Origin of the sequence: Streptomyces sp. NPDC001714 (assembly GCF_042892755.1) — a bacterium.
In the GTDB taxonomy this organism is placed as follows: domain Bacteria; phylum Actinomycetota; class Actinomycetes; order Streptomycetales; family Streptomycetaceae; genus Streptomyces.
The window spans coordinates 116,949-140,855 of record NZ_JBIAUL010000011.1 but is presented as its reverse complement, the minus strand read 5'-3'; the positions used below and the strand labels follow the sequence as shown (position 1 = coordinate 140,855).

Below are 23,907 nucleotides of genomic sequence, written 5' to 3'. Positions count from 1 at the left end.
ACGGCCGATCATGATGGCCCAGGGGCGTCAGGGACGGAAGACGCCACGCACGGTCTCGGCCCAGCCCGGCGTCCAGGTGCGGGCGGCGGGGCGCGGCGGGCGGGCCTCGGCGAGATGGGTGCGCAGGGCGGGAAGGGCCGGGTGCGGGTTGGCGGTGGCCCAGAGCAGGGAGTGCGGGTAGAGCGGGGTCGGGTCCACCAGCGGGATCCGGCGCAGGTCGTGGCCGTCCGGCCAGACCAGCCGGGTCTGCTCGCTGACGAGGGTCGCCAGGGTGCCGGAGCCCGCGAGCCCGTCCTGCAGCGCCCCGGAGAAGTTGGGGCCGGAGGAGTCGATGGTGAGTCCGAACTCGGCGGCGAGGGAGGCGTAGTACGCGGCCCACTCGGTGCCCTCCACGATCCCCGGGATCCAGATCCGGTGCCCGGCCAGCTCGCCGGGCGTGACCGAGGTCCGGCTCGCCAGGGCGTGCCCCGGGCCGGTGAGCAGCTGGACGGGTTCGTCGTACACCCGGGCGGCCTCGATGCCCCTCGGCAGTGGCCGGCCCGGCATGGCGACCGCCCGGAAGGACGCGTCGATGGCACCGGAGCGCAGGGCGGTCAGCGCCGATTCCACGTCGAAGAGGGTGACGACGTCCAGGGCGAGGTCCGGGTGCGCCTCGTGGAAGCCGCGCAGCAGCGCCGCCGGGGCGAGCCGGGGGCCGACCACGTCGACCCGCAGCGGGCGCCGGCCGCGCTGTACGGAGGCGACCGCCCGCTCCTCGGCCAGCAGCAGCTCGCGGGCGGGCGGCAGGAAGGCCCGGCCGTCGACGGTCGGCTCGGCGCCCCGGGCGGTCCGGGTGAACAGCCGCACCCCCAGCTCCTTCTCCAGCGCCGCGATCCGCTTCGACACGGCCTGCTGGGTGACCCCCAGCACGGCGGCGGCCTCCTGGAACTGCCCGGAGTCGGCCACGGTGACGAAGGTGCGCACGGCGGTGAGATCCACCTCCACACGGTACAACCGATGGTTGTGGCAGTGCGTCCGGAGGTTGTTTGATTCGGCGACCACCTGCGCGTTTTCATGTCCCGGGTCAACGGGAGGTTGTGCATGGGGCGGCGGTTCGGGTGGCTGTGGGCCGCGTACTCGGTGAGTGCGCTCGGTACGTATCTGGCGTTCGACGCGTTCTCGGTGATCGCCGTCATCGCGCTGCACGCGGGATCCGCCGAGGTGGCGCTGATCGCGGCGGCCGGGCCCGCCGTGGGCGCGGTGGCGGCGGTGCCGCTCGGGCCGTGGGTGGAGTTCCGGCATAAACGGCCGGTGATGATGGCGATGGACCTGATCAGGTTCGCCGCGCTGCTCACCGTCCCGGCCGCCTACGTGCTCGGCGTCCTCGGCATCGGCCAGCTGCTGCTGGTCTCGGTGATCGTCGCGGCCGCCGACATCACCTTCGGCGCGGCCTCCGGCGCCTTCCTGAAGGCCCTCGTCCCGGCCAACCGGCTGCTCACCGCGAACGCCCGGTTCGAGTCCGCCAACTGGACCGCGCTGGTCCTCGGCCCACCCCTCGGCGGCGCCGCGATCGGCCTGTTCGGGCCGGTGACGACCGTCGCGGCGAACGCGGTCAGCTTCCTGCTGTCGGCCCTCGGCATCCGGGCCGTCGGCGGCGACGAGCCCCGCCCCGCACCCAGGGACGCGCAGCGCCTGCGCGCCGCCGACCTGCTCGACGGCTGGCGGTACATCCTCAGCAGCCCGGCCCTGCGCCCCCTCTTCCTCAACAGCCTCGCGGGCAACGCCCTGATCATGGTCGCCGCACCCCTGCTGGCCGTCCTCATGCTCGGCCCGCTCGGCTTCGCCCCCTGGCAGTACGGCCTCGCCTTCGCCGTGCCCTGCCTGGGCGGCCTCCTCGGCGCCCGGATCGCCCGTCCGCTGGTCGCCAGGTACGGGCAGTGGCGGGTGCTGCGCACCGCGAGCGCCCTGCGCGCCGTCTGGCCCCTCGGGCTGGCCTTCGTCGGGCCCGGGCTGTCCGGACTGCTGCTGGTGATGGTCCTGGAGCTCGGGGTGATCACCTGCTCGGCCGTCTACAGCCCGGTGTACGCCACCCGCCGCCTGGAGCACACCCCCGACGACCGGGTCGCCCGCACCCTGTCCGCCTGGTCGGTCACCGGCAAGGCCACCACGGCAGCCATGACCGCCCTGTGGGGCCTGCTGGCGAGCCTCACCGGCCCGCGCAGCGCGATCGCCGTCGCCGGGATCCTGCTCCTGGCGACCCCGCTGCTGCTCCTGCGGGAGACCGCTACGGTACGACCGTCACCGGCCACCGTCCCGCCTTCACCAGACGGATCGCGACCGAGCCGATGAACCGGTGGCCCGCCTGCTCGGAGGCGCCCACGACGACGGCGTCCGCCTTCAGCTCGTCGGCCGCCTTCACCATGCCGCCGTAGGCGTCCCCGCGGAAGGTGTGGAACTCCCAGCGCACCTCGAATATCCCCTTGAGCCGCTCGGCCGCCTCCCGGATCTGCCCGACCAGCTCCTCCGCGATCTCGTCGGTGGTCTCCGCCACCGGGGCCCCGAGCGCCGCGCCGGCCGCCAGGACCGGCTGGACGTACACGATGGCCAGCAGCGCGTGCTGCCGCCGGGCCAGACCCGCGGCGTAGGAGGTCGCGCGCCACGAGGAGTCCGAGCCGTCCATACCGACCACGATGACCTTGGGGCCGTCCGTGCCCCGCTCGAACTTGTGTTGTTCCGCCACGATCCGAGGCTATCGGAATCCGCAGGTCCGGTGGGTGTCCGGGGCCGCGCAGTTCCTCCCCCAGCCTTCGGTCGGGGGACCCCCGGCGCCCCTGAAAGCAGGGGGCTGCACGGCGCCCCGTCAGGGGCGCGGGGAACTGCGCGAGCAGCCCCCACCGGCCCGCACCCGCTCGACGGGCGGGCCCGGCAGGGCCTTCCTACAGTCAGAGACATGAGTGCCGCCGTGGAGCCCGCCACGGGCAGGGAGCCGGCGGGCCCGATACGCCCGCCCCGCGACGGGCGGCTGACCTGGGTGCCGGAGGCCTTCGGAACGTTCTTCGGCGCCCTCGCCCTGCTGTGCGCCCTGCTCTCCTTCATCGCCCCGCTGCGCGTGCTGCTCCGCCCGGTCGTGCACTTCATCGACGCCGTCGTGGTGCCCGTCAGCCCCAACCTGGCGTACGCCGTCTTCCTGTTCCTGCTCGGCGGCGCCACCGCCGCCCGCAAGAAGGTCGCCTGGTGGCTGGTGGTGATCTACCTCGGCCTGCTGGTGCTGGCCGACGTCCTGACCGTCGCCTTCGGCTTCGGCTGGTACCCGTTCAGCTCACTGGTGGTCTGCGGGCTCGCCCTGGCCCTGCTGATCGCGGCCCGCCGGGAGTTCTACGCCGCCTCCCGAAGAGCCGCCGTACGCCGGGCCCTCGCCGTCCTGCTGGTCGGCCTGCTCGTGGCGATCTTGGCCGGCTGGGGCCTGGTCTCCCTCTTCCCCGGCTCGCTCCCGCACGGCCAGCACCTGGCCTGGGCGGCCGACCGGGTCTGCGGCGGACTCGTGTCCGTCCGCACCTACGCAGGACGGCCGCCCCGCTTCGTCTCCTTCCTCCTCGGCCTCTTCGGCGCCCTGGCCCTGCTCAACGCGGCTGCCACCCTGTTCCGTTCGCAGCGCCTGGAAGCCGCCCTGCACGGCGACGAGGAGGCCCGTATCCGCGCCCTCCTCAAGGCCTACGGCTCCCGGGACTCCCTCGGCTACTTCGCCACCCGGCGCGACAAGGCCGTCGTCTTCTCGCCCAGCGGCAAGGCCGCCGTCACCTACCGGGTCGAGGCCGGCGTCTGCCTGGCCAGCGGCGACCCCGTCGGCGACCCGGAGGCCTGGCCGCACGCCATCGCCGCCTGGCTGGACGTGGCCCGCCGGCACGCCTGGGCGCCCGCGGTGATGGGCGCCTCCGAGGACGGCGCCAGGGCCTACGTCCGCGCCGGCCTCGGCGCCCTGCAACTCGGCGACGAGGCGATCCTGCACGTCGCCGGCTTCGACCTGGGCGGCCGGGAGATGCGGGTCACCCGGCAGGCCGTCAACCGCGTCCGGCGCACCGGGGCGACCTGCCGCATCCACCGCCACGCCGCCCTCACCGAGACGGAGATGGAGGAGGTCGTCGACAAGGCCGACGCCTGGCGCGACACCGAGACCGAGCGCGGCTTCTCCATGGCCCTGGACCGGCTCGGCGACCCCGCCGACGGCGACTGCCTGCTCGTCGAGGCCATGGCCGAGGACGGCCGGCTGCTCGCCCTGCTCTCCTTCGTGCCCTGGGGCGGCGACGGCGTCTCCCTCGACCTGATGCGCCGTGACCGCACCGCACCCAACGGGGTCATGGAGTTCATGGTGGCCGAGCTGTGTGCGGCCGCCCCCAAACTGGGCGTGCGCCGCATCTCGCTGAACTTCGCCGTCTTCCGCTCGGTCTTCGAGGAGGGCGCCCGGATCGGTGCCGGACCGGTGCTGCGGCTGTGGCGCCGGCTGCTGCTGTTCTTCTCCCGCTGGTGGCAGCTGGAGGCCCTGTACCGGTCCAACGCCAAGTACCGCCCCGAGTGGTACCCGCGCTTCCTCTGCTACGGCGACGCGGGCTCCCTCGCCCGGATCGGCCTCGCCTCCGGAATCGCCGAAGGCTTCGTCTCCGTACCTTCCCTGCGCAAACTCTGGGGAAAGGGGCACCCGCAGACCGGACCGCGGCCCGTCGAGGCGCCGCCGTCCGCGCCGGTGCCCGGTGTCGACGGAGGGGACGGGACCGGGCCCGGCGCACCGGGCGCCGGCCTGCCGGACCAGTTCCGGGTCCGGCGCCGCAAGCTGGACCGGCTGCGGGCGGCGGGCGTCGACCCCTACCCGGTGGCCGCCGGAGGCCCGCCCCGCGCCCTCGCCGAGGTGCGCGACGGCGAGACGGCCACCGTCGCCGGGCGGATCATGCTGGTCCGCGACTTCGGCGGCATCGTCTTCGTGACGCTGCGCGACTGGTCCGGCGACCGCCAACTCGCCCTCACCCGCGCCGGGTCGGGACCCGCCCTCGACCGGTTCACCGCCGACACCGACATCGGCGACCAGATCACCGCCACCGGCCGCATGGGCGTCAGCGACCAGGGCGAACCGACCCTCTTCGTCACCGACTGGCAGCTCACCGCCAAGTGCCTGCGCCCGCTGCCCGACAAGCACCGCGGGCTCGCCGACCCCGAGGCCCGGGTCCGCCGCCGCTACCTCGACCTCGCCACCAGCCCCGCCGCCCGCGCCGTGGTCCGCACCCGCTCCACCGCCGTACAGGCGCTGCGCCAGGGCCTCCTGGACCGTGGCTACCTGGAGGTCGAGACCCCGATGCTCCAGCAGATCCACGGCGGCGCCAACGCCCGCCCCTTCACCACCCACATCAACGCCTACGACCTCGACCTGCACCTGCGCATCGCCCCCGAGCTGTACCTCAAACGGCTCTGCGTCGGCGGTCTGGAGAAGGTCTTCGAACTCGGCCGGACCTTCCGCAACGAAGGCGTCTCCCACAAGCACAACCCCGAGTTCACGATGCTGGAGGCCTACCAGGCGTACGCCGACTACGACGTGATGCTCGACCTCGCCCGCGAACTGGTCCAGGGCGCCGCGACCGCCGCCTTCGGCACGCCGGTGGCCCGCAGGGACGGGCAGGAGTACGACATCTCGGGCGCCTGGCCGGTCAAGTCCGTGTACGGGGCGATCTCCGAGGTGCTGGGGGAGGAGATCGGCCCCGGCACCGAACTGCTGCGGCTGCACCGGCACTGCGACCGCGTCGGGGTGCCGTACACCGCCGACGACGGGCCCGGCGACGTGGTCCTCGAGATGTACGAGCGTCTGGTGGAGGAACAGACCGGGCTCCCCACCTTCTACAAGGACTTCCCGACCGACGTCTCCCCGCTCACCCGGCAGCACCGTACCGACCCCCGGCTCGCCGAACGCTGGGACCTGGTCGCCTTCGGCACCGAACTCGGCACCGCCTACTCCGAACTGACCGACCCCCTCGAACAGCGCCGCCGGCTCACCGCGCAGTCGCTGCTCGCGGCCGGCGGCGACCCCGAGGCGATGGAACTCGACGAGGACTTCCTCGACGCCCTCGAATACGCGATGCCGCCCACCGGTGGGCTCGGTATCGGCGTCGACCGGCTCGTCATGTTCCTCACCGGACTGACCATCCGCGAGACGCTCCCCTTCCCGCTGGTCCGCCGCCGCTGATGTTCTAGGCCTTTTCTTACCGAAACCTTTTGTTGCTGGTCCGTGCGGGTGCTTTCCCACCGCCGCACCGGTGTTGATGCGCTGCGCCGGAGTCCTGCCGGGCGACTGATGAGTCATGGAGAAGGATCAGTTGTTCACCCGGCGCCGGCTGCTGCTCGCCGGCGGTGCCGCTCTGGGAGCCGCGGGTACCGCGGGCATCGTGCTGGCGGGCAGCGCCGAGGAGACCGCCGGCGGGGTCGCCCCGGCCGCGGGACCGCAGGCCCGCCCGGCGCTCAAGTCCTCCGCCTTCCGGCTCCAGCCGCTCACCGGGTACGGCCCGCCGCCCACCGCGCCGCGCAGGCTCAAGGTCCGCAAGGAACCCATCACGGAGATCTCCCGAAGCGGCAGACGCATGATGCTCACCTTCGACGACGGCCCCAACCCGAACTACACCCCGCACATCCTGGACACCCTCGCCAAGTACCGGGTGCGGGCCATGTTCTTCCTGTGCGGGGAGTGCATCGTCGTCAACCGGGAACTGGTCGCGCGGATGGCCGACGAGGGTCACGTCGTGGGCAACCACACCTGGACGCATCCGCTGCTGACCACCCTGAACCGCCGTGAGATCCGCGACGAGATGACGAGCACCAGCGACGCCATCGAGGACACCTACGGCGAACGCCCGCAGTGGTTCCGGGCCCCCTACGGCGCCTGGAACCGGGCGGCCTTCCAACTCGGCGCCGAGATGGACATGGAGCCGATGGCCTGGACCGTCGACAGCACCGACTGGACCGAACCGGGCACCCGCACCATCGTCGACACCATCGAGAACGGCGCCGCCCCCGGTGTCGTGGTCCTCTCCCACGACGCGGGCGGCGACCGCTCGCAGAGTGTCCAGGCCCTGCGCGAGTACCTGCCGTATCTGCTGGACAACGGCTACCGCCTGACCGTGCCGCGGCGCCGTATGTGAACGGGCCCGTGCCCGCCCGGTGGTGGCCTCAGCGGGCCTCGACCAGGCGGGCGAAGACCACGACGTTCCCGTCGTAGCCGTTCTGCTTCGAGAAACCGCCGCCGCAGGTGATGACCCGCAACTCCGGTGTGCCCTTGGAACCGTAGACCCGGTCGCCCGGGAAGCCGGCCTTCGCGAAGACCTCGATCCCGTAGATCTCGAACACGGCCGTCCGGCCGTCCTGGCGGTCGACCTCGATCCGGTTTCCCTTCTTCAGGGAACCGAGCCCGTAGAAGACCGCCGGGCCCTTCGTGTTGTCGACATGGCCCACGACGACCGACGTGCCCTTTTCCCCGGGCGAGACACCCCCGGTGAACCACCCGGCCAGATTCGGGTCGTCCGGCGGCGGTGCCGCGATCCAGCCGTCCGTGTCCAGACCCACCGGCATCACCGGAGCGTCGACCCGGATCGCCGGGATCCGGATCCGGTCCGCCGCGGCGAACGGCAGCGCGGCGGGTGCCGTGGCGAAGGTGCCCGGAACCGTGGTACGGCTGTCCGGGGCGGCCGCGGAGGCCGGTTGCGGCGGACCGACGTCGAACTCTCCCGAACCGTTCCGAATGAGTGCCAGACCGGTCAGCAGAACGAGCGCTATCACGCCCCAGGGGGCACGCTTCCTCCGTCGCTCCTCCTCTTCGGCCAGCTCGGAAAGCTCGGACGCAGACATTCGCCATCCCCTCTCGACGCGGCCGCCTTCAGGTCCGTATCGCGCATGGCAAAAAGCTAAGTCCCCCGCGCGCGTGCGGCGACGGGGCAACGGGCGAACGGGTGGCCCGCGCGTATTCCGGTGCGCCATCCGAGTTGCCGTTCTCAGGTTTTTTCTGACGGTCCGTGACCTGCGGCAATATCCGATTGTGCGCTTTTCGTTCGGCGTGTCCCCTCACCAGGACGGACCATTCTCGAAATGCGGGCGTGTTCTGGGCATCTGAGGGTCTATTCGGGAGGTGCTTTCTCGCCGATCCACCGGGGACCGTTCCCGGGGTGCCTTCCGCGGAGGAAGAGATGCGAAACTCACGTGCGCTGGCGGCCGCGTGCACCGTGGTCGCCGTTCTCGGCGCCGCCGCCCCGACGGCCGTCGCCGACGGCCTGGGCAACCCCGGCGGCCCGCCCAACACGCAGGCCCCGGTCGTCGGTGGAACGGGCGTCGCCCCCGGGACCGGAGTCGGCGGCGTGGGCGTCGCCCCGGGGGCCGGTGTCGGCGGTGTCGGTGTCGCTCCCGGGGTCGGGGGTGTCGGAGTGGCTCCCGGGTTCGCGGTCCCCGGCGTCGTGGTCCCCGGATACGGGGTGGGCGGGTTCGGCGACGGGCGTTTCAACAACAACCGCGGACGGGGCAGGGACGACTTCGGAGGGCGGGACAGGGACGACTTCCGGGGGCGGGGCGGCGAGGGGCGGTTCGACGAGTTCGGCGGCCGGGGTGACGAGGGACGCTTCGACGACTTCGGCGGCCGGGGCGACGACGGGCGTGACATCGTCGCCCAGCCCCGGTCGATCGCTGCCGGCCAGCGGCTCACCGTCACCGTCAACAACTGCCGCAGCGGCGTCATGACCTCCCGCGCCTTCCGTACGACACCGCTGTTCCCGTTCGGCGGCGACATGGCGCGCGGTGTCGCCACCATCGACCGGAACGCCAGCCCCGGCCCGTACGACCTGACCGTGCGCTGCGACGGGCGCACCCTGCTCCGGCGGGACGCGTTCTTCGTGCTCGGCGGGGTGCGCGGCGGGCTCGGCGGCAGCGTCTCCAGCGGGGCCACCCCGGCCGACATGGCGATCGGCGGCGGCCTGGTGGGCGCGGCCGTGCTCGCCGGCTGCGGGTTCTGGCTGCGCCGCCGGAGCGAGAAGCGGCTCTGACCCGGCGGGCCCTGTCCCGGTCCCGCGGCGGACCGGGACACAGGCCCGCCCGGCCGCATCGTGATCAGGAGCCGTCCTCGCCGGCGTGCCTGCGCGAGCGCCGGTACGCGGTGCCGACCGAGCACACGACGAGCGCCGCGCCGAGGCCGATCTCCTTGAGGTCGAACCCGCCGATGCTGCCGCCCTCACCGGCCTGGACACCACGCCCGGGCGGAAGGGGCTGCGGGTTGAGCGCCTCGCTGCTGCCAAAACCACTGTCCGCGCGGCCGTCGGTACCGGCGTCGGCACGACTGGCCGTGCCGCTGTCGCTGCCGCTGTGCGCGTACGTGGGCTCGTCGGTGCGTCCGTCACCGTGCCCGTCCGTAGCGCCGGCGCTGTCGGTACGTCCGCTTCCGTCACCGTGCTCGTCCGTGTGCCCGTCACCGCGTCCGGCCGACGTGCTGCTCGCGATGGCCAGTTCGGTCGAGGCGCTGGACCCGTCGCAGTTGAACGTCACCCGGTACGACGCCTGCGACTTCGCCGCCCGGTCGACCGTGGCGGTCACCGAGTCCCGTTCCGACGGGATGCGGACCGTGCCGAACAGGCCCGAGGTGACCGTCGCGGCGCCCCGGCAGCCGCTGCCGCGGTCCAGGTGCAGACTCACCCGGCCGCCCGCCACGACGGTGGTGGGCGTGACCCGGAAGCCGAAGGGGGTGCCACCGTCCCGGCCGCTGTCGCTGGTGTCGCTGGCGAGGATGACCGGAGCGCAGAGGGCGAGGGCGCCGAGCCCCAGCAGTGCGGCCGAGGCAACGCGTATCGCGCGCATGGTGGTTCCTCCGGTCCCCGAGGAGCAGCCTGCGGACCTGTTCCGCCAGTGCCGGGAATGCACCTCGATGATCGGAACGCTAGAAACCTCCGCACATGCGCGCGAACGCTGTAGCGCGAACGGGGGAGATGGGTGGGCCGTACGAGGGACGCCGGCGGCGTGGCACGATGCCCCCCGGGACGCCCCCTACCCCTTGATGTGCGGGAAGAGGTTCAGGAACGGCTGCGCCGTCGCCGTGATGCCGCGGCTGTACGGCTCGTCGAAGTCCCAGATCAGGAAGAGCATGAAGGTGATGGTCGCGGAGAACAGGCCGGCGAGGATCAGCTCCCGCCGGGTGCGCCTGATCTGCAGCGCGAAGACCATGCCGATGGTGATGGCGGCTCCGGTCAGCAGCCCGATCCACACCACGTTCGGCATGGTGGCCCCGGTCGAGTCGGCCCGGGCGCTGCGCGCCTGGTCGAGAGCGGCCACCTGGTCCACCAGCGGCTGGTAGGCCTGCGCCTGGAAATCGGTCTTCGGCTCGTAGTCGGTGACGTCCTGGCGGATCTGCGCGAGCAGATCGGCACCGTGCCGGGAGAGCCGGCCGTGGTCGGCCATCTCCTTCCACTCCTTGTCGACGACCTGGGCGGCGTAGGCCTCGACGTCCGCCCGGATCCGGTCACGTGTGTCGGGCGGATACACCCGCACCCGTTCGTAGATCTCGTGCAGCGCCTGTGCCTCGGCCTGCACATGGTCCTGGGCGGCGCTGCGGGCCTCCCAGACCCCGGCCACCGCCAGACCGAGGACGATGGCGTAGATGACGCCGATCCACATGGTCATGTACTCGATGACGTCCGGCGTCTCGGAGGGATCCTCGTCCTCCGCCGCCCTCTTGTCGCGGACGAGGGTGATGATGACGACCACGGCGACGGCCGCGAGCATCGCGAGGACGAGAACAAGCCAATCCGGCAACGGAAGCCTCCAGGAATCAGTGGGCCGGCCGTCAGCGCGCGCGGAACGCGGCGACGGCGATGATCGCGGGTACGGCGATGAGCAGGACGTAGGTGACCGGTGAGGTGCGGTTCGGGGCCGTCGCACCGGTCGACCGGACGTGGTACGGCGGGTAGGTCACCGGGGTCGGCGAGGGCCGCGGGGTGGGCTTCGGCGACGGGGTGGGGGTCGGCGTCGGCTTCGGCCTGGGCCGGGGCGCCGGTGGCGGGGTAGGGGCCGGCGTGGGTTTCGGGGCCGGCGCACGCCGCGGTGGCGGCGGTGCCGGGCGCGGCGCCGGCGGCATGGTGCGCGGGGGCTTCGGTGTCGGCGTGGGTGTGGGCTTCGGGGTCGGCGTGGGCGTCGGGGTCGGGGTCGGCGTGGGGCAGGGCGGCGGGGTGGGCGCCGGACACGGCGGGGGAGTGGGCCAGGAGCCGCCGGCGACGGCCACCGCGTGAATGCCGTCTGGGCCCGTCGAGGCGTAGGCGCAGGCGTCGGCCGACGCCGTGCCGACCGGGCAGCCCACCAGGGTCCATGTCAGCGTCAGCAGGGCCAACACCCTTGGGACGGGCGCGAGTCTGGTCGCATCGGGTGCATGCACGACGGAGATCATGGAGCGTCGGGCGCCGTCGCACGCCGGAGTACCGGGTGATTGGCCCGAACGGGGTACATGTGCCGTAAACCGGTTTGAATCACATCGCATCGCGAATGGCTCGAAGCGTACGCCCGTGCGGGACGCGGTCCGCGGCCACAGCGTCCGGAAAGAAATTTGTGCGCCCGTTGAACACTTCGGCCCCCGGCATCCGTACCTGGTGTCGTGCGGCGGCGCAGAGGCGCTGCAATAACCAGGCGATTATGGGGAGTTGACGATGAAGACCTCGTGGAGGAGCGCCTCGCTGGTGGCCACGGCCGCGGGGGTGATGGTGTTCGCGACGGCGTGCGGTCAGGACAACCCGACCACTCCGTCCTCGGCGGCCCAGAACGTCGGTGCCACGGCACCGGTCGGCATCGGCAGCGTCACCAACCCTTCCGCCTCCACCGGCGCGGGCAACGGCTACGGCGCCGACGGCAGCCAGGCCTCCAGCTCCCCGGCCGCGGTCGCGCCCGCCGGCAAGCTGTCCGTCGCCAACAACCCCGACCTGGGCAAGGTGCTGACCGACGGCAGTGGTCTCACTCTCTACCGTTTTGACGCGGACACCGCCAATCCCCCCAAGTCCAACTGCGACGGCAACTGCGCCACCACCTGGCCGCCGGTGCCCGCCGACGACGCCTCGGCCGGTGCGGGCATCGACAAGTCGCTGCTCGGCGAGGTCACCCGCTCCGACGGCACCAAGCAGCTGACCGTCGCCGGCTGGCCGGTCTACCGCTACGCCAAGGACGTCAACGCCGGTGACGTCAACGGCCAGGGTGTGGGCGGCAAGTGGTTCGCGGCCGCTCCTGACGGCAAGAAGGCCACGCTGGCCTCCCTGCCCGGCCTCTCCGTCCGCAAGGACGCCAAGCTCGGCGACATCATCGTCGACAAGAACGGCATGACGGTCTACCGCTTCATCAAGGACAAGGCGTGGCCCAAGGTCGTCTCGAACTGCACCGGTGACTGCCTGACGAAGTGGCCGGCCGTCGCGGAGGTCTCCTCCAGCGACACGAAGGGCATCGTGAAGAAGGGCCTGATGGGCTTCACCCGCCCCGACAACGGCGCGAAGCAGCAGACGGTCAACTGCTGGCCCATCTACACCTTCTCCGGAGACGCGAAGGCCGGGGACATCAACGGCCAGGGCGTCGGCGGTACTTGGTACGCCGTCTCGCCCGAAGGAAAGCTGGTCGGCGCGCCGGGCCAGTAGGGATCACCTGCCCAGGGTCGATCGCCCCGCCCGCATCCACGTTCGCGCATCGCGGAAGGGAGGGCGGCGGCCGGCGAGAGTCCCGGACGACGACACAACGGCGCACGACCGCCCGCCCCCTCCACACCGCACGGAGGGGGCGGGCTTCTTGGCGTCCCGAGGTGAAGCGCCCCCAAAGGGGCGCGGGGCTGTTCCGATATGCGGCTCCGCCGCGTGGGCGCGAGCAACCACGAACCACTCGCACCCGACGAACGAACCGAACACCCCAAACCGAACACCGAATTCCCAGGCAGTGACCGGGAACGGATGGTCAATTTCCGTTTCGGCTACCCCTGTTCGCAGGCGATCAGTAGCCTCAGCTCGAACACCGGATCGCCTCAGCCTTGGAGAGATACATGGAGCGTCCCGCCTGGGCCCCACGGAGCATCGACATCTCGGTGCCGAGCGTTTCGCGTATCTACGACTTCTACCTGGGCGGTTCGCACAATTTCGAGGTCGACAGGGAAGCGGCCCGCAAGGCGATGACCCACCTGCCCGGCCTGCCGAAGATCATGCAGGCCAACCGCGCCTTCATGCGCCGCGCCGTCCGCCACGCGGTGGGCACCGGCATCGACCAGTTCCTGGACATCGGTTCCGGCATCCCCACCTTCGGCAACGTCCACGAGGTCGCGCAGGCGGCGCACCCCGGCGCCCGTGTGGTGTACGTCGACCACGACCCGGTGGCCGTGGCGCACAGCAACGCCGTCCTGGAGGGCAACGAGCACGCGGACGTGGTCGCCGCCGACCTCCGCAAGCCCCAGGAGATCCTGTCGAGCCCTCAGGTGGAGCGTCTCATCGACCTGAATCGGCCAGTGGCCTTGCTTCTCGTTGCCATACTGCACTTCGTGGAAGACGCGGACGACCCGTACGGGGCAGTGGCACAGCTGCGCGACGCACTCGCGCCCGGCAGCCTGCTTGTTCTCACGCATGCCTCGTACGAGGGAATCCCGTTGCCGGCCGAGCGGGCCGAGGGCGCGGTGGACGTATACAAGGACATTCGCAACCCACTGATCATGCGCTCGCGCGACGAGATCGCGCGGTTCTTCGAGGGGTACGACATGATGGAACCCGGACTGGTGCCGATGCCGCACTGGCGGCCGGAGTCGGCGCCGGAGGACGAGGATCCTTATGCCTTCTCCGGATTCGCCGGCGTGGGGATCGCGGCGTGACCGCGGAGCCGGGCGGCCCGGAGGACAGACTGCGCAGGTTCGCGACGATCTGGAGCCGGGCGGTGTTCCCGGTCACCTCGACGTCCCTGACCCGCCCGGAGTTCGAGGAACAACTCCTCCCGCTGGCCCGCCGGCTGAGCGAGATCCTGCTGGCGCACGGCTTCGACGCCGACGAGGCCCGGCAGGTGGGCGCCGCGCTGATCGACGCGCACTGCACCGATCCCGAGGCGCTGAGCCGCTCCCTCGACTGCGTCGACGCGTACCTGGTTCTGTACTGCGGCGAGGACGGCCCCCAGGACGAGCTGCGGATGCGTTCCTCGCGGATCCAGCACGCGATGGCCGCCGGGTTCGCCCAGGCGCTGCGCGAGCGCACGCTGGCCGAGCAGGAGGCCATCGCCCAGGCCGCGTTGCGCGCGCAGGGCGTGGTCGCGCAGGCGCTGCACGCCAGCGAGGCCCGCTTCCGCGCCGTCTTCGAGGGCGCGGCGATAGGAATCGGCATCGCCGACCTCGAAGGCAACGTCCTGCAGGTGAACGGCGCGCTGCTGCGCATGTTCGGCGGCACCGAGCAGAACGTTCGCGGACGCAAGGTCAGGGAGTGGGTGCACCCCGAGGACGCACCGCAGACCTGGCGGCTCTACGAGGAGCTGGTCCGCGGCGAACGCGAGCACTACCACGTCGAGAAGGCCTTCAACCGCTCCGACGGAACGGTCCTGTGGACCAACCTGACCGTCTCCCTGCTCCGGGACGCGGACGGCGAACCGCAGTACCAGCTGGCCCTCATGGAGGACACCACCGAGCGCCGTCTGCTCAACCTCCGGCTGCGCTACGAGGCCACCCACGACGCGCTCACCGGCCTGCCCAACCGGACGCTGTTCTTCGAACGCCTGGAGAAGGCCCTGTCGGCCGGCGAGGGCCAGCGGTTCGGGCTGTGCTACCTCGACCTGGACGGGTTCAAGACCATCAACGACAGCCTCGGCCACTCGGCCGGCGACCGGCTGCTCGTGGAGGTCGCCGACCGGCTGCAGTCCTGCGCGACCGCGCCCGGTGAGATGGTCGCCCGGCTCGGCGGCGACGAGTTCGTGGCCCTGACCACCGGCCCGGCCACCCAGCGCGAGGTCGACGACCTGGCCGACCGCATCATGAACGCCCTGGTCACCCCGATCAGCATCGACGGCCGTGAGCTCATGGTCCGCGGCTCCATCGGCATCGTCGAGGGCCCGGCTGGCGAGCGCACCCCCGCCGAGGTGCTGCGCAGCGCCGACATCACGATGTACCGGGCCAAGTCGGCGGGCGGCAACCGCTTCGAACTGGCCGACCCCGAGGCGGACGCCCGTGCGATCACCCGGCACGGCCTGACCACGGCGCTGCCGGCCGCCCTGGACCGGAACGAGTTCTTCATCGAGTACCAGCCGCTGGTCCACCTCGGCGACGGCAGTGTCCGCGGCGCCGAGGCCCTGGTCCGCTGGCTGCACCCGCAGCACGGGGTCCTCGGCCCCGACCGGTTCATCCCGCTCGCCGAACACACGGGTCTCATCGTCCCGTTGGGCCGCTGGGTCCTGGAGGAGTCGATCCGCCAGGCCCGCGAGTGGCGAGAACGCTATGGTGAGCACGACAGCGCCGGCCCGCTGCGGATCAACGTCAACCTCTCCCCGTGCCAGCTCTCCCACCCCGGCCTGGTCCAGGACACGGTGGACATCCTGGAGCGCACCGGAGTGGCCCCCGACGCCCTCTGCCTGGAGGTCACCGAGTCCGCGCTCATCGGCGCCGACGACGACCTCCTCAAACCCCTGCGGCGCCTCGCCGAGATGGGCGTGGACATCGCCCTGGACGACTTCGGCACCGGCTACTCGAACCTCGCGAACCTGCGCCGCCTGCCGGTGAGCATCCTCAAGCTGGACCGCTCCTTCACCCAGAGCATGCAGCAGTTCCCCGCCGATCCCGTCGATCTCAAGATCGTGGAGGGCATCGTCACCCTGGCCCACAGTCTGGACCTGGCGGTCACGGTGGAGGGCGTGGAGACGGGGGCCCAGGCGGAACAACTCCGGATACTGGGCTGCGACACCGCCCAGGGCTGGTACTACGCGCGCCCGGGCCCACCGGAACGCCTGCACGAGCTGGCACTGGTGGACGCGACCGGCTGAGCGCCCCCGCGCCGAGGGCGTCGGCCGAGAGGATCCTCCCTCCGGGCCGACGCTCTCGCCCGTTTCCGAGCCGCCCCCGAGACGGCCGGCGGAGCCTTGAGTCCGTCCACCACGCACCGGCATCCGACCACGCGCTGTCACCTCTCCAACAGCATCCGCTGAAGCTCCCGCGCAGCCCGAGGCGGCGCCACATCACTCCGGTGCGCCAACGCGATCGTCCGATGCAACCCCGGCCGAGCCAACGGAGTGACCCGCAACCCCCGCCCCGACCGGGCGGCCACCATCCGCGGCACCACGGCCACCCCCAAACCTGCCCGCACAAACCCCAGCACCGCGTCCATCTCACCCCCCTCCACGGCGAAACCCGGCTCGAACCCGGCGGAGCGACACGCGGCCACGGTCAGCTCCCGCAGGTCGTACCCGTGCCGGAACATCACCAGCCGCTCCCCCTCCAGATCGGAGATCTTCACCCCACCCCGCCCCCGCCCGGGCACCGTCGCCTCCGGCGAGGACACCACCACCAGGTCCTCCCGCAGCAGCTCCACGGTCGTCAGCGCGGGCGACGCCGGCGGCAGCGGCAGCACGATCAGCGCCAGGTCCAGCGCCCCACGCGCCAGTTCCCGTACCAGGTCATGGGAGCCGCTCTCCTCGATCAGCAGCTGGATCCCCGGATACCGGTCGTGGAACGCCCGCAGCACGTCCGGCAGCAACCCGGTGCACAGGCTCGGCGTCGCCCCCAGCCGCACCCGGCCGCTCCGCAGCTGCACCAGCTCCTGCACCTCGTGCCGGGCGGTGTCCGCGTCCGCTAGGATCCGCCGGGCCAGCGGCAGCAGCGCCTCGCCCGCGTCGGTCAGCGTGATGTTCCCGCGCGCCCGCAGGAACAGATCCGCCCCCAGCTCCCGCTCCAGCGCCTTGATCTGCTGGGACAGCGACGGCTGGGCGACATGGACCAGCTCGGCGGCCCGGGTGAAGTGCCGGGTCTCGGCCACGGCGACGAAGTACTGAAGCTGCTGGAACTGCATGGTGACACGATAGCTTCCAGCTATGGAATCCAGCCGTACCATGTCTTGGACCGATCGGGTCATCCGGCCCTAGCGTCGTCCCCATGGCTCTGGCAACGCGGACGGACCGACGGCCGTCCATGGCGCGCACGATGTGGGACAGCTCCGTCGGCAAGAAGACGGTGATGGCCGTGAGCGGCCTGATCATGCTGCTCTACCTGGTCGTCCACATGATCGGGAACCTGAAGATCTACTTCGGGGCGGGCGAGTTCAACCACTACGCCCACTGGCTGCGCACCATCGGCGAACCGTTCATGCACTACGAGTGGACGCTCTGGCTCATCCGGATCGTCCTGGTCGTCGCCGTGGTCGCCCACGCCACGTCCGCCTACCAGCTCAGCCGCCGCGACCTCAAGGCGCGCCCCACCAAGTACGTGCACGGCAGGCCCCGGGCCAGCTACGCCACGCGCACGATGCGCTGGGGCGGGATCATCCTCGGCCTGTTCATCGTCTGGCACATCCTCGACCTGACCACCGGCACCGTGCACTCCGGCGGCTTCCAGGAGGGCCACCCCTACCAGAACGTCGTGGACACCTTCTCCACCTGGTACGGCGACGTCATCTACATCGTCGCGATGCTCGCGCTCGGCCTGCACGTGCGGCACGGGTTCTGGAGCGCCGCCCAGACCCTCGGCGTCGGCAGCCGTACCCGCGACCGCGCCCTCAAGGCCACGGCCAACGTCCTCGCGCTGCTGCTCACGGCCGGTTTCATCGCCGTACCCGTGGGTGTCATGACCGGAGTGGTGAGCTGAACATGACCGAATACGTGAACTACACGACCGGCGAAGCGGTCGCCGACGGCAAGGCCCCCGCCGGACCGGTCAACGAGCGCTGGGACAAGCGCCGTTTCGAGGCCAAGCTGGTCAACCCCGCCAACCGGCGCAAGCACACCGTGATCGTCGTCGGCACCGGCCTGGCCGGTGGCTCCGCCGGCGCCACCCTCGCCGAACAGGGTTACCACGTCGTCCAGTTCTGCTACCAGGACTCCCCGCGCCGCGCCCACTCGATCGCCGCGCAGGGCGGTATCAACGCGGCGAAGAACTACCGCAACGACGGCGACTCCGTCCACCGGCTGTTCTACGACACCGTCAAGGGCGGCGACTTCCGTGCCCGCGAGTCCAACGTCCACCGACTCGCGCAGATCTCCGTCGAGATCATCGACCAGTGCGTGGCGCAGGGCGTGCCGTTCGCCCGCGAGTACGGCGGACTGCTCGACACCCGGTCCTTCGGCGGCGTCCAGGTGTCCCGGACCTTCTACGCCCGCGGCCAGACGGGCCAGCAGTTGCTCCTGGGCGCCTACCAGGCGCTGAGCAGGCAGATCGCCGCCGGGAACGTGGAGATGCACCCGCGCACCGAGATGCTCGACGTGATCGTCGTCGACGGGCGGGCGCGCGGGATCGTGGCCCGGGACCTGATCACCGGCAGGATCGACACGTACTTCGCGGACGCCGTCGTCCTCGCCAGCGGCGGCTACGGCAACGTCTTCTACCTGTCGACGAACGCCATGAACTCCAACGCCACCGCGATCTGGCGGGCGCACCGGCGCGGCGCCTACTTCGCCAACCCGTGCTTCACGCAGATCCACCCCACCTGCATCCCGCGCACCGGAGACCACCAGTCCAAGCTCACCCTGATGAGCGAGTCGCTCCGCAACGACGGCCGGATCTGGGTGCCCAGGGCAAAGGGCGACACCCGGCCCGCGAACCGGATCCCCGAGGACGAGCGCGACTACTACCTGGAGCGCATCTACCCGTCCTTCGGCAACCTGGTCCCGCGCGACATCGCCTCCCGTGCCGCGAAGAACGTCTGCGACGAGGGGCGGGGCGTCGGCCCCGGCGGGCAGGGCGTCTACCTGGACTTCGCCGACGCGATCAAGCGGATGGGCCGGAAGGCCGTCGAGGCGAAGTACGGCAACCTCTTCGACATGTACCAGCGGATCACGGACGAGGACCCGTACGAGGTGCCGATGCGGATCTATCCCGCCGTGCACTACACGATGGGCGGGCTGTGGGTCGACTACGACCTCCAGACCACCGTCCCCGGCCTGTTCGCGGTCGGCGAGGCCAACTTCTCCGACCACGGCGCCAACCGGCTCGGCGCGAGTGCGCTGATGCAGGGCCTGGCCGACGGCTACTTCGTGCTCCCGGCCACCATCAACGACTACCTCGCCCGCAACCCCCACCAGGAGGCGGTGACGGCCGAACACCCCGTCGTCCAGGAGGTGCTGGCCGAGACCGAGGACCGGCTGAACCTGCTGCTGTCCGTCGACGGCGACCGGACGCCGGACTCCTTCCACCGTGAACTCGGCGAGCTGATGTGGGAGTTCTGCGGCATGGCCCGTACGGACGCCGGGCTGCGCAAGGCACTCGAGCGCATCCCGCAGATCCGTGAGGAGTTCTGGCGGCGGATCAAGGTGCCGGGGACCGGCGAGGAGTTCAACCAGTCCCTGGAGAAGGCCAACCGCATCGTCGACTACCTGGAACTGGCCGAGCTGATGTGCCTCGACGCGCTGCACCGCGCCGAGTCCTGCGGCGGCCACTTCCGGGAGGAGTCCCAGACGCCCGACGGCGAGGCCGCCCGCAAGGACGACGAGTTCGCGTACGCGGCCGCCTGGGAGTTCACCGGCACCGGGGACGCCCCGGTACTGCACAAGGAAGACCTGGTCTTCGAGTACGTCCACCCCACCCAGCGGAGCTACGCATGAAGCTCACCCTGCGCGTCTGGCGGCAGCAGAACGCCGACGCCGACGGCGCGATGTCCACGTACGAGGTGGACGGCATCTCCTCCGACATGTCGTTCCTCGAGATGCTCGACACCCTCAACGAGGAGCTCATCCTCAAGGGCGAGGATCCCGTCGCCTTCGACCACGACTGCCGCGAGGGCATCTGCGGCGCGTGCTCCCTGGTGATCAACGGGGACGCGCACGGGCCGGAGCGCACCACCACCTGCCAGCTGCACATGCGGTCCTTCAAGGACGGGGACACGATCGACATCGAGCCGTGGCGGGCGTCGGCGTTCCCGGTGATCAAGGACCTGGTCGTCGACCGGTCGGCGTTCGACCGGATCATCCAGGCCGGCGGGTACATCACCGCGCCGACCGGGGCGGCGCCGGAGGCCCACGCCACGGCGGTGCCGAAGGCCGACGCCGACTTCGCGTTCGAGCACGCGGAGTGCATCGGGTGCGGGGCGTGCGTCGCCGCGTGCCCGAACGGGGCGGCGATGCTGTTCACGTCCGCCAAGGTGAATCACCTGAACGTCCTGCCGCAGGGGGCGCCCGAGCGGGAGACGCGGGTGCTGGACATGGTGGCGCAGATGGATGTGGAGGGGTTCGGGGGCTGCACGCTGACGGGGGAGTGCGCGACGGCCTGTCCCAAGGGGATTCCGCTGATGTCGATCACCAATATGAATCGGGAGTGGCTGCGGGCCAACCGGAAGGTGGGGAAGCGGTAGCGCCGTTGCGGAGTGCTGCGCCGTCGTGGCTGGTCGCGCAGTTCCTCCCCCAGCCTTCGGCCGGGGCACCCCCAGCGCCCCTGGCGGGGCGTGCTGTCCTTCGGGGCGCTGAAAAGTGAAAGACGTTCGCCGTCAGGTGCGGACGGGCGGGGTCGGTGTTGGTGCTCACCGGCCCCGTCTCGCGTCTCTTTACGGGCGTCTGATCACGGTGACGTTACTCTCGGGCGTCTGTGAGTGACCGGAAACGGTCCGACCCCCGGCATTCAGCAGTCCCACATCCACGGGTCCCGCGCACGTCACGCCGAGTCCAGCCTGCCACGGAAGAAAGCAGGTGCAGATTTCCTCAGCTTCCGCTCGGCGCAGGAGACCTCCATGACCGCCATGCCCGCCTCACCCCCCGCTCTCGCCGCCCCGCCCGGGGACTCCGGCTACCTGGTGCAGCTCGCCCGTGACGAGGACGACGTCCGGGCCGCACAGCGGCTGCGCTACCAGGTGTTCGCCGGAGAGATGGGCGCCCGGCTCGACGGGCCGGAGCCGGGACTGGACGTGGACGCCTTCGACGCGTACTGCGACCACCTCCTCATCCGCGAGGCCCTCACCGGCGAGGTCGTCGGCACCTACCGGCTGCTGCCGCCGGAGCGTGCCGCGGTCGCCGGCCGCCTGTACTCCGAGGGCGAGTTCGACCTCAGCCCGCTCGCCCCCATCCGCTCCGGCCTGGTCGAGGTCGGCCGCTCCTGCGTGCACCCCGCCCACCGCGACGGTGCCGTCATCGGCCTGATCTGGGCCGGCATAGCCCGGTACATGGTGGACCGCGGCCATGAGTGGCTGGCCGGCTGCTGCTCCGTCCCGCTCGGCGACGGCGGCGCTCTCGCCGCCGCCACCTGGGACCGGGTGCAGGCCAAGCACCTCGCGCCGGAGGAGTTCCGGGTACGACCGCTGAACCCCTGGGTCCCCGGCGTGCCGGCCCTCGAGGGACGCACCGAGCTGCCCGCCCTGCTGCGCGGTTACCTCCGCCTCGGCGCCTGGGTGTGCGGCGAGCCCGCGCACGACCCGGACTTCGGGGTCGCCGACATGTACGTGCTGCTGTCGATGCGCCGCGTCAACGCGCGCTATCTGCGGCACTTCCTCTCGCTCGTCCCGGCCTGGTGAGCGTCTGGCTGCCCAGCGCGCCCTGCACCCCGGGCGCGTGCGTGGAGCGCACGGGGTCCCTCACGACCCTGCCCCGGGCCGTGCTGCGGTTCGCGGCGGTCGTGGCCCTGATGCTCGTCGCGATCGCGCTGCTGCCGATCGGCTGGGGGTCCCCCCGCTTGCGGGGGAGGATCCCCACCGAGTGGGTGCGCCGGTTCTCCCGGACGCTCGTCCGGGCCGCCGGGGTCCAGGTGCGGATCACCGGCCGTGCGCCGGACAGCGGCGGGGTGCTGCTCGTCGCCAACCACATCTCCTGGATGGACATCCCGCTGCTGGCCGCCGTACGGCCGGCCCGGATGCTCGCCAAGAAGGAGATCCGCGAGTGGCCGGTGGCCGGCGCGCTGGTCGCCGGGGCCGGGGCGCTGTTCATCGACCGGGACCGGCTGCGCGCGCTGCCGGACACGGTCGGCCGGATAGCGGGGGCGCTGCGGGAGGGCGCCGCGGTGGTCGCCTTCCCGGAGGGCAGCACCTGGTGCGGCCGGGCCCAGGGGCGGTTCCGGCGGGCCGTGTTCCAGGCCGCGCTGGATGCCGGCGCGCCCGTGCAGCCGGTGCGGCTGCACTACCGGCTGGAAGCGGGAGCGGCCAGCACCGTGCCCGCCTATGTCGGCGAGGACACGCTGCTGGCCTCCCTGTGGCGAGTGGTGACGACCCGGGGCCTGGTGGCCGAGGTGGACATACGTCCGCTGATACCGGCCGGCAGCCACCCGGACCGTCGTACCCTCGCCCGCGCCGCCCAGCCGGTGACCCACGAGCCGGCCTGGACGCACGCGGCTCTGGTGAGCCCCGAGGGGGCTTCTCAGTGGTCGGTCTCCAAGTGGAGCTTGAGCAAGTCGACACCGTAGTCGCCGCCGTTGGGCGTGCGGATGATGGTGTGGACGTGCTGCTGGGTGGGCGTCCCGTTCGGGCCGCCCATGCCACCGCCGCCCGGCCCGCCGGAGGGCATGGCGCCGGTGGGCTGCCCGGTCATCTGGCCGGTGGGCTGCCCCGAGGGCTGTCCTGAGGGCTGGCCGCCGCCGGTGCCGGTCTTCGTGCCGTAGGCCAGCGGGGACTGGGCGTCGTACTCGATGAGGACGGCCGGGCTGTGCACCCGGTAGTAGAAGGCCGAGGTGTCCTTGGTCTCGCCCAGCCAGTAGAAGTAGGTCTTGTCCAGGTACTTCTCGACCTCCTTCATCTTCACCCCGGCGTGTCCGTCGTCCATGTAGCCGACGTACACGCGGACCAGGTCGAGGAGCTTGTCCTGCTGTGCCGAGGTGAGCTCGGAGCCGGGCAGGCCCTGGTAGGCGAGCTCGAGGTTGTCGGAGCCGGCGCCCGCCTTCATGTCGGTGCCGGACTTGCCCACCTTGGAGTCGATCACCTTGGCGCGCTGGGCCGAGGTGAGGGAGCGCAGCAGGGCCAGACCGGCCTTGGTCTCCGGCTTGAAGAGGGTGATCTTCTCGCCCTTGTAGGTGGCCGAGGTCGGCTCGGAGCCCATGAAGGTCGGCGTCATCACGACCTGGTCGCCGAGGACGAAGTAGTTGATGGCGACATGGTGACCCTCGTACTGGAAGCCCCACGGCTTGCTGGTCGACGGGGTGCCCATGAAGGTGAAGAAGTACGCGCCCTCGGTGAGGGTCTCCCGGTTGCCGCCGTTGTAGTCGCCCAGGAACTGGTTGAGCTTCATGATGTTGCGGGTCTGGGTGAGACCCTTCGCGGACAGCGCGGCACCGAGCAGCGTGTAGCCCAGCTCCCGCTTCGTGTCCGTGATGTCACCCATCCGGACACCCTTGCGCTCGTAGCCGTCGACGTTGCTCCAGGCCAGCCACTCGTCGTCGGCCACGTCGAAGGTGCAGGACTTGCGCTCCTTCGCGCTGAGCCCGTCCAGGAACTCCTGCGCGGCCTTGACGACCTTGTCCGTGGAGACGTCGGTGGAGTGGATCGAGTACAGGTCGTCGACGACCTTGCCGTCCGTGGTGACGCCCGTGAAGTCCTTGTACTTGACCTCGGTCTGGCCGGGGCCCATGCCACCGGCTCCGCCGGGACCGCCCGAAGGCATGCCGCCGTTCGGGCCTCCGGAGGGCGAACTCGACGCGTTCGACGAGCCGTCGGAGCAGCCGGTCATGGTCGCCAGCGCGGCGGCACCGCCGGCGAGCAGGGCCTTGTTCATGAACCAGCGGCGGCTGCGCTCGGCTTCGGGGGTGCGGGGGTGGTGTCCGTGCATGCGCCCAAGGTTCCGGGG

21 protein-coding genes are annotated in these 23,907 nt (G+C 71.5%); 13 read left to right on the top strand and 8 right to left on the bottom strand.

Annotation, left to right across the window (positions count from 1 at the left end):
• Nucleotides 1-27: 27 nt before the first annotated feature.
• Nucleotides 28-978: a LysR family transcriptional regulator gene (locus ACFY0P_RS27710; protein WP_388918526.1), complete on the bottom strand. Its 951-nt coding sequence runs from the start codon at nucleotides 976-978 to the stop codon at nucleotides 28-30.
• A gap of 102 nt (nucleotides 979-1,080) precedes the next feature.
• On the opposite strand from ACFY0P_RS27710, the gene ACFY0P_RS27705 reads away from it, so the two are divergent.
• Nucleotides 1,081-2,328: an MFS transporter gene (locus tag ACFY0P_RS27705; protein ID WP_388918523.1), complete on the top strand. Its 1,248-nt coding sequence runs from the start codon at nucleotides 1,081-1,083 to the stop codon at nucleotides 2,326-2,328.
• On the opposite strand, the gene ACFY0P_RS27700 is transcribed toward ACFY0P_RS27705, so the two are convergent.
• Entirely contained in the window at nucleotides 2,264-2,719 is a 456-nt protein-coding gene (locus ACFY0P_RS27700; protein WP_388918520.1) for a universal stress protein, read from the bottom strand. The two genes, ACFY0P_RS27705 and ACFY0P_RS27700, sit on opposite strands and share 65 nt — an antisense overlap.
• Nucleotides 2,720-2,929: 210 nt before the next feature.
• Here ACFY0P_RS27700 and lysX point away from each other — a divergent pair, with 210 nt between their 5' ends.
• Together lysX and ACFY0P_RS27690 are read left to right on the top strand one after the other, a co-directional pair.
• Nucleotides 2,930-6,202, top strand: a complete 3,273-nt coding sequence (gene lysX, locus ACFY0P_RS27695) for a bifunctional lysylphosphatidylglycerol synthetase/lysine--tRNA ligase LysX (RefSeq protein ID WP_388918516.1) — start codon at nucleotides 2,930-2,932, stop codon at nucleotides 6,200-6,202.
• A gap of 115 nt (nucleotides 6,203-6,317) precedes the next feature.
• Nucleotides 6,318-7,151: a polysaccharide deacetylase family protein gene (locus tag ACFY0P_RS27690; RefSeq protein ID WP_388918513.1), complete on the top strand. Its 834-nt coding sequence runs from the start codon at nucleotides 6,318-6,320 to the stop codon at nucleotides 7,149-7,151.
• A 28-nt stretch (nucleotides 7,152-7,179) separates the two neighbouring features.
• Here ACFY0P_RS27690 and ACFY0P_RS27685 read toward each other — a convergent pair whose 3' ends face one another.
• Complete coding sequence (locus ACFY0P_RS27685; RefSeq protein ID WP_388918509.1) at nucleotides 7,180-7,854, bottom strand: class F sortase; 675 nt, start codon at nucleotides 7,852-7,854, stop codon at nucleotides 7,180-7,182.
• Between the two features lie 335 nt (nucleotides 7,855-8,189).
• Between ACFY0P_RS27685 and ACFY0P_RS27680 the strand changes: the two genes are divergently transcribed.
• Complete coding sequence (locus ACFY0P_RS27680) at nucleotides 8,190-9,035, top strand: hypothetical protein (protein WP_388918506.1); 846 nt, start codon at nucleotides 8,190-8,192, stop codon at nucleotides 9,033-9,035.
• Nucleotides 9,036-9,099: 64 nt separating this feature from the next.
• Here ACFY0P_RS27680 and ACFY0P_RS27675 read toward each other — a convergent pair whose 3' ends face one another.
• From ACFY0P_RS27675 to ACFY0P_RS27665, 3 genes are all read right to left on the bottom strand, one after another.
• A complete protein-coding gene (locus ACFY0P_RS27675; RefSeq protein WP_388918503.1) occupies nucleotides 9,100-9,840 on the bottom strand; it encodes a hypothetical protein in 741 nt (246 codons plus the stop codon).
• A gap of 186 nt (nucleotides 9,841-10,026) precedes the next feature.
• The gene (locus ACFY0P_RS27670; protein WP_388918500.1) at nucleotides 10,027-10,791 is read right to left on the bottom strand and encodes a DUF4239 domain-containing protein; all 765 of its coding nucleotides are present in this window, start codon (nucleotides 10,789-10,791) and stop codon (nucleotides 10,027-10,029) included.
• A 31-nt stretch (nucleotides 10,792-10,822) separates the two neighbouring features.
• The gene (locus ACFY0P_RS27665) at nucleotides 10,823-10,951 is read right to left on the bottom strand and encodes a hypothetical protein (RefSeq protein WP_388918498.1); all 129 of its coding nucleotides are present in this window, start codon (nucleotides 10,949-10,951) and stop codon (nucleotides 10,823-10,825) included.
• A gap of 22 nt (nucleotides 10,952-10,973) precedes the next feature.
• Between ACFY0P_RS27665 and ACFY0P_RS27660 the strand changes: the two genes are divergently transcribed.
• The 4 genes from ACFY0P_RS27660 (at nucleotide 10,974) to ACFY0P_RS27645 (ending at nucleotide 15,993) form a co-directional block, all read left to right on the top strand.
• Nucleotides 10,974-11,264 carry a hypothetical protein gene (locus ACFY0P_RS27660; protein WP_388918495.1) on the top strand — a complete coding sequence of 97 codons (291 nt, stop codon included), beginning with the start codon at nucleotides 10,974-10,976 and terminating at the stop codon, nucleotides 11,262-11,264.
• Nucleotides 11,265-11,675: 411 nt separating this feature from the next.
• Nucleotides 11,676-12,644 carry an SCO0930 family lipoprotein gene (locus tag ACFY0P_RS27655; protein WP_388918493.1) on the top strand — a complete coding sequence of 323 codons (969 nt, stop codon included), beginning with the start codon at nucleotides 11,676-11,678 and terminating at the stop codon, nucleotides 12,642-12,644.
• A gap of 395 nt (nucleotides 12,645-13,039) precedes the next feature.
• Nucleotides 13,040-13,852 (top strand): SAM-dependent methyltransferase, encoded by an 813-nt coding sequence (locus ACFY0P_RS27650; protein ID WP_388918490.1) that lies wholly within the window; start codon nucleotides 13,040-13,042, stop codon nucleotides 13,850-13,852.
• A complete protein-coding gene (locus ACFY0P_RS27645; protein WP_388918488.1) occupies nucleotides 13,849-15,993 on the top strand; it encodes a putative bifunctional diguanylate cyclase/phosphodiesterase in 2,145 nt (714 codons plus the stop codon). Before ACFY0P_RS27650 ends, ACFY0P_RS27645 begins: the two co-directional genes overlap by 4 nt.
• Nucleotides 15,994-16,130: 137 nt before the next feature.
• Here the strand turns inward: ACFY0P_RS27645 and ACFY0P_RS27640 are convergent, their stop codons facing one another.
• Nucleotides 16,131-17,015 (bottom strand): LysR family transcriptional regulator, encoded by an 885-nt coding sequence (locus ACFY0P_RS27640; RefSeq protein ID WP_388918485.1) that lies wholly within the window; start codon nucleotides 17,013-17,015, stop codon nucleotides 16,131-16,133.
• A 119-nt stretch (nucleotides 17,016-17,134) separates the two neighbouring features.
• Here ACFY0P_RS27640 and ACFY0P_RS27635 point away from each other — a divergent pair, with 119 nt between their 5' ends.
• The 5 genes from ACFY0P_RS27635 to ACFY0P_RS27615 all read left to right on the top strand — a co-directional run bounded on the left by ACFY0P_RS27635 (nucleotide 17,135) and on the right by ACFY0P_RS27615 (nucleotide 22,534).
• Nucleotides 17,135-17,806 (top strand): succinate dehydrogenase, encoded by a 672-nt coding sequence (locus tag ACFY0P_RS27635; RefSeq protein ID WP_388919056.1) that lies wholly within the window; start codon nucleotides 17,135-17,137, stop codon nucleotides 17,804-17,806.
• Nucleotides 17,807-17,808: 2 nt separating this feature from the next.
• Nucleotides 17,809-19,758 (top strand): fumarate reductase/succinate dehydrogenase flavoprotein subunit, encoded by a 1,950-nt coding sequence (locus ACFY0P_RS27630; RefSeq protein ID WP_388918482.1) that lies wholly within the window; start codon nucleotides 17,809-17,811, stop codon nucleotides 19,756-19,758.
• On the top strand, nucleotides 19,755-20,504 hold the full coding sequence (locus ACFY0P_RS27625) for a succinate dehydrogenase/fumarate reductase iron-sulfur subunit (RefSeq protein ID WP_388918479.1): 750 nt from the start codon (nucleotides 19,755-19,757) through the stop codon (nucleotides 20,502-20,504). Before ACFY0P_RS27630 ends, ACFY0P_RS27625 begins: the two co-directional genes overlap by 4 nt.
• Before the next feature lie 372 nt (nucleotides 20,505-20,876).
• Nucleotides 20,877-21,653 carry a GNAT family N-acetyltransferase gene (locus ACFY0P_RS27620; RefSeq protein ID WP_388918476.1) on the top strand — a complete coding sequence of 259 codons (777 nt, stop codon included), beginning with the start codon at nucleotides 20,877-20,879 and terminating at the stop codon, nucleotides 21,651-21,653.
• On the top strand, nucleotides 21,650-22,534 hold the full coding sequence (locus tag ACFY0P_RS27615; RefSeq protein WP_388918473.1) for a lysophospholipid acyltransferase family protein: 885 nt from the start codon (nucleotides 21,650-21,652) through the stop codon (nucleotides 22,532-22,534). Before ACFY0P_RS27620 ends, ACFY0P_RS27615 begins: the two co-directional genes overlap by 4 nt.
• Here the strand turns inward: ACFY0P_RS27615 and ACFY0P_RS27610 are convergent.
• The gene (locus tag ACFY0P_RS27610) at nucleotides 22,489-23,889 is read right to left on the bottom strand and encodes a DUF3500 domain-containing protein (RefSeq protein ID WP_388918470.1); all 1,401 of its coding nucleotides are present in this window, start codon (nucleotides 23,887-23,889) and stop codon (nucleotides 22,489-22,491) included. The two genes, ACFY0P_RS27615 and ACFY0P_RS27610, sit on opposite strands and share 46 nt — an antisense overlap.
• Nucleotides 23,890-23,907 lie beyond the last annotated feature (18 nt).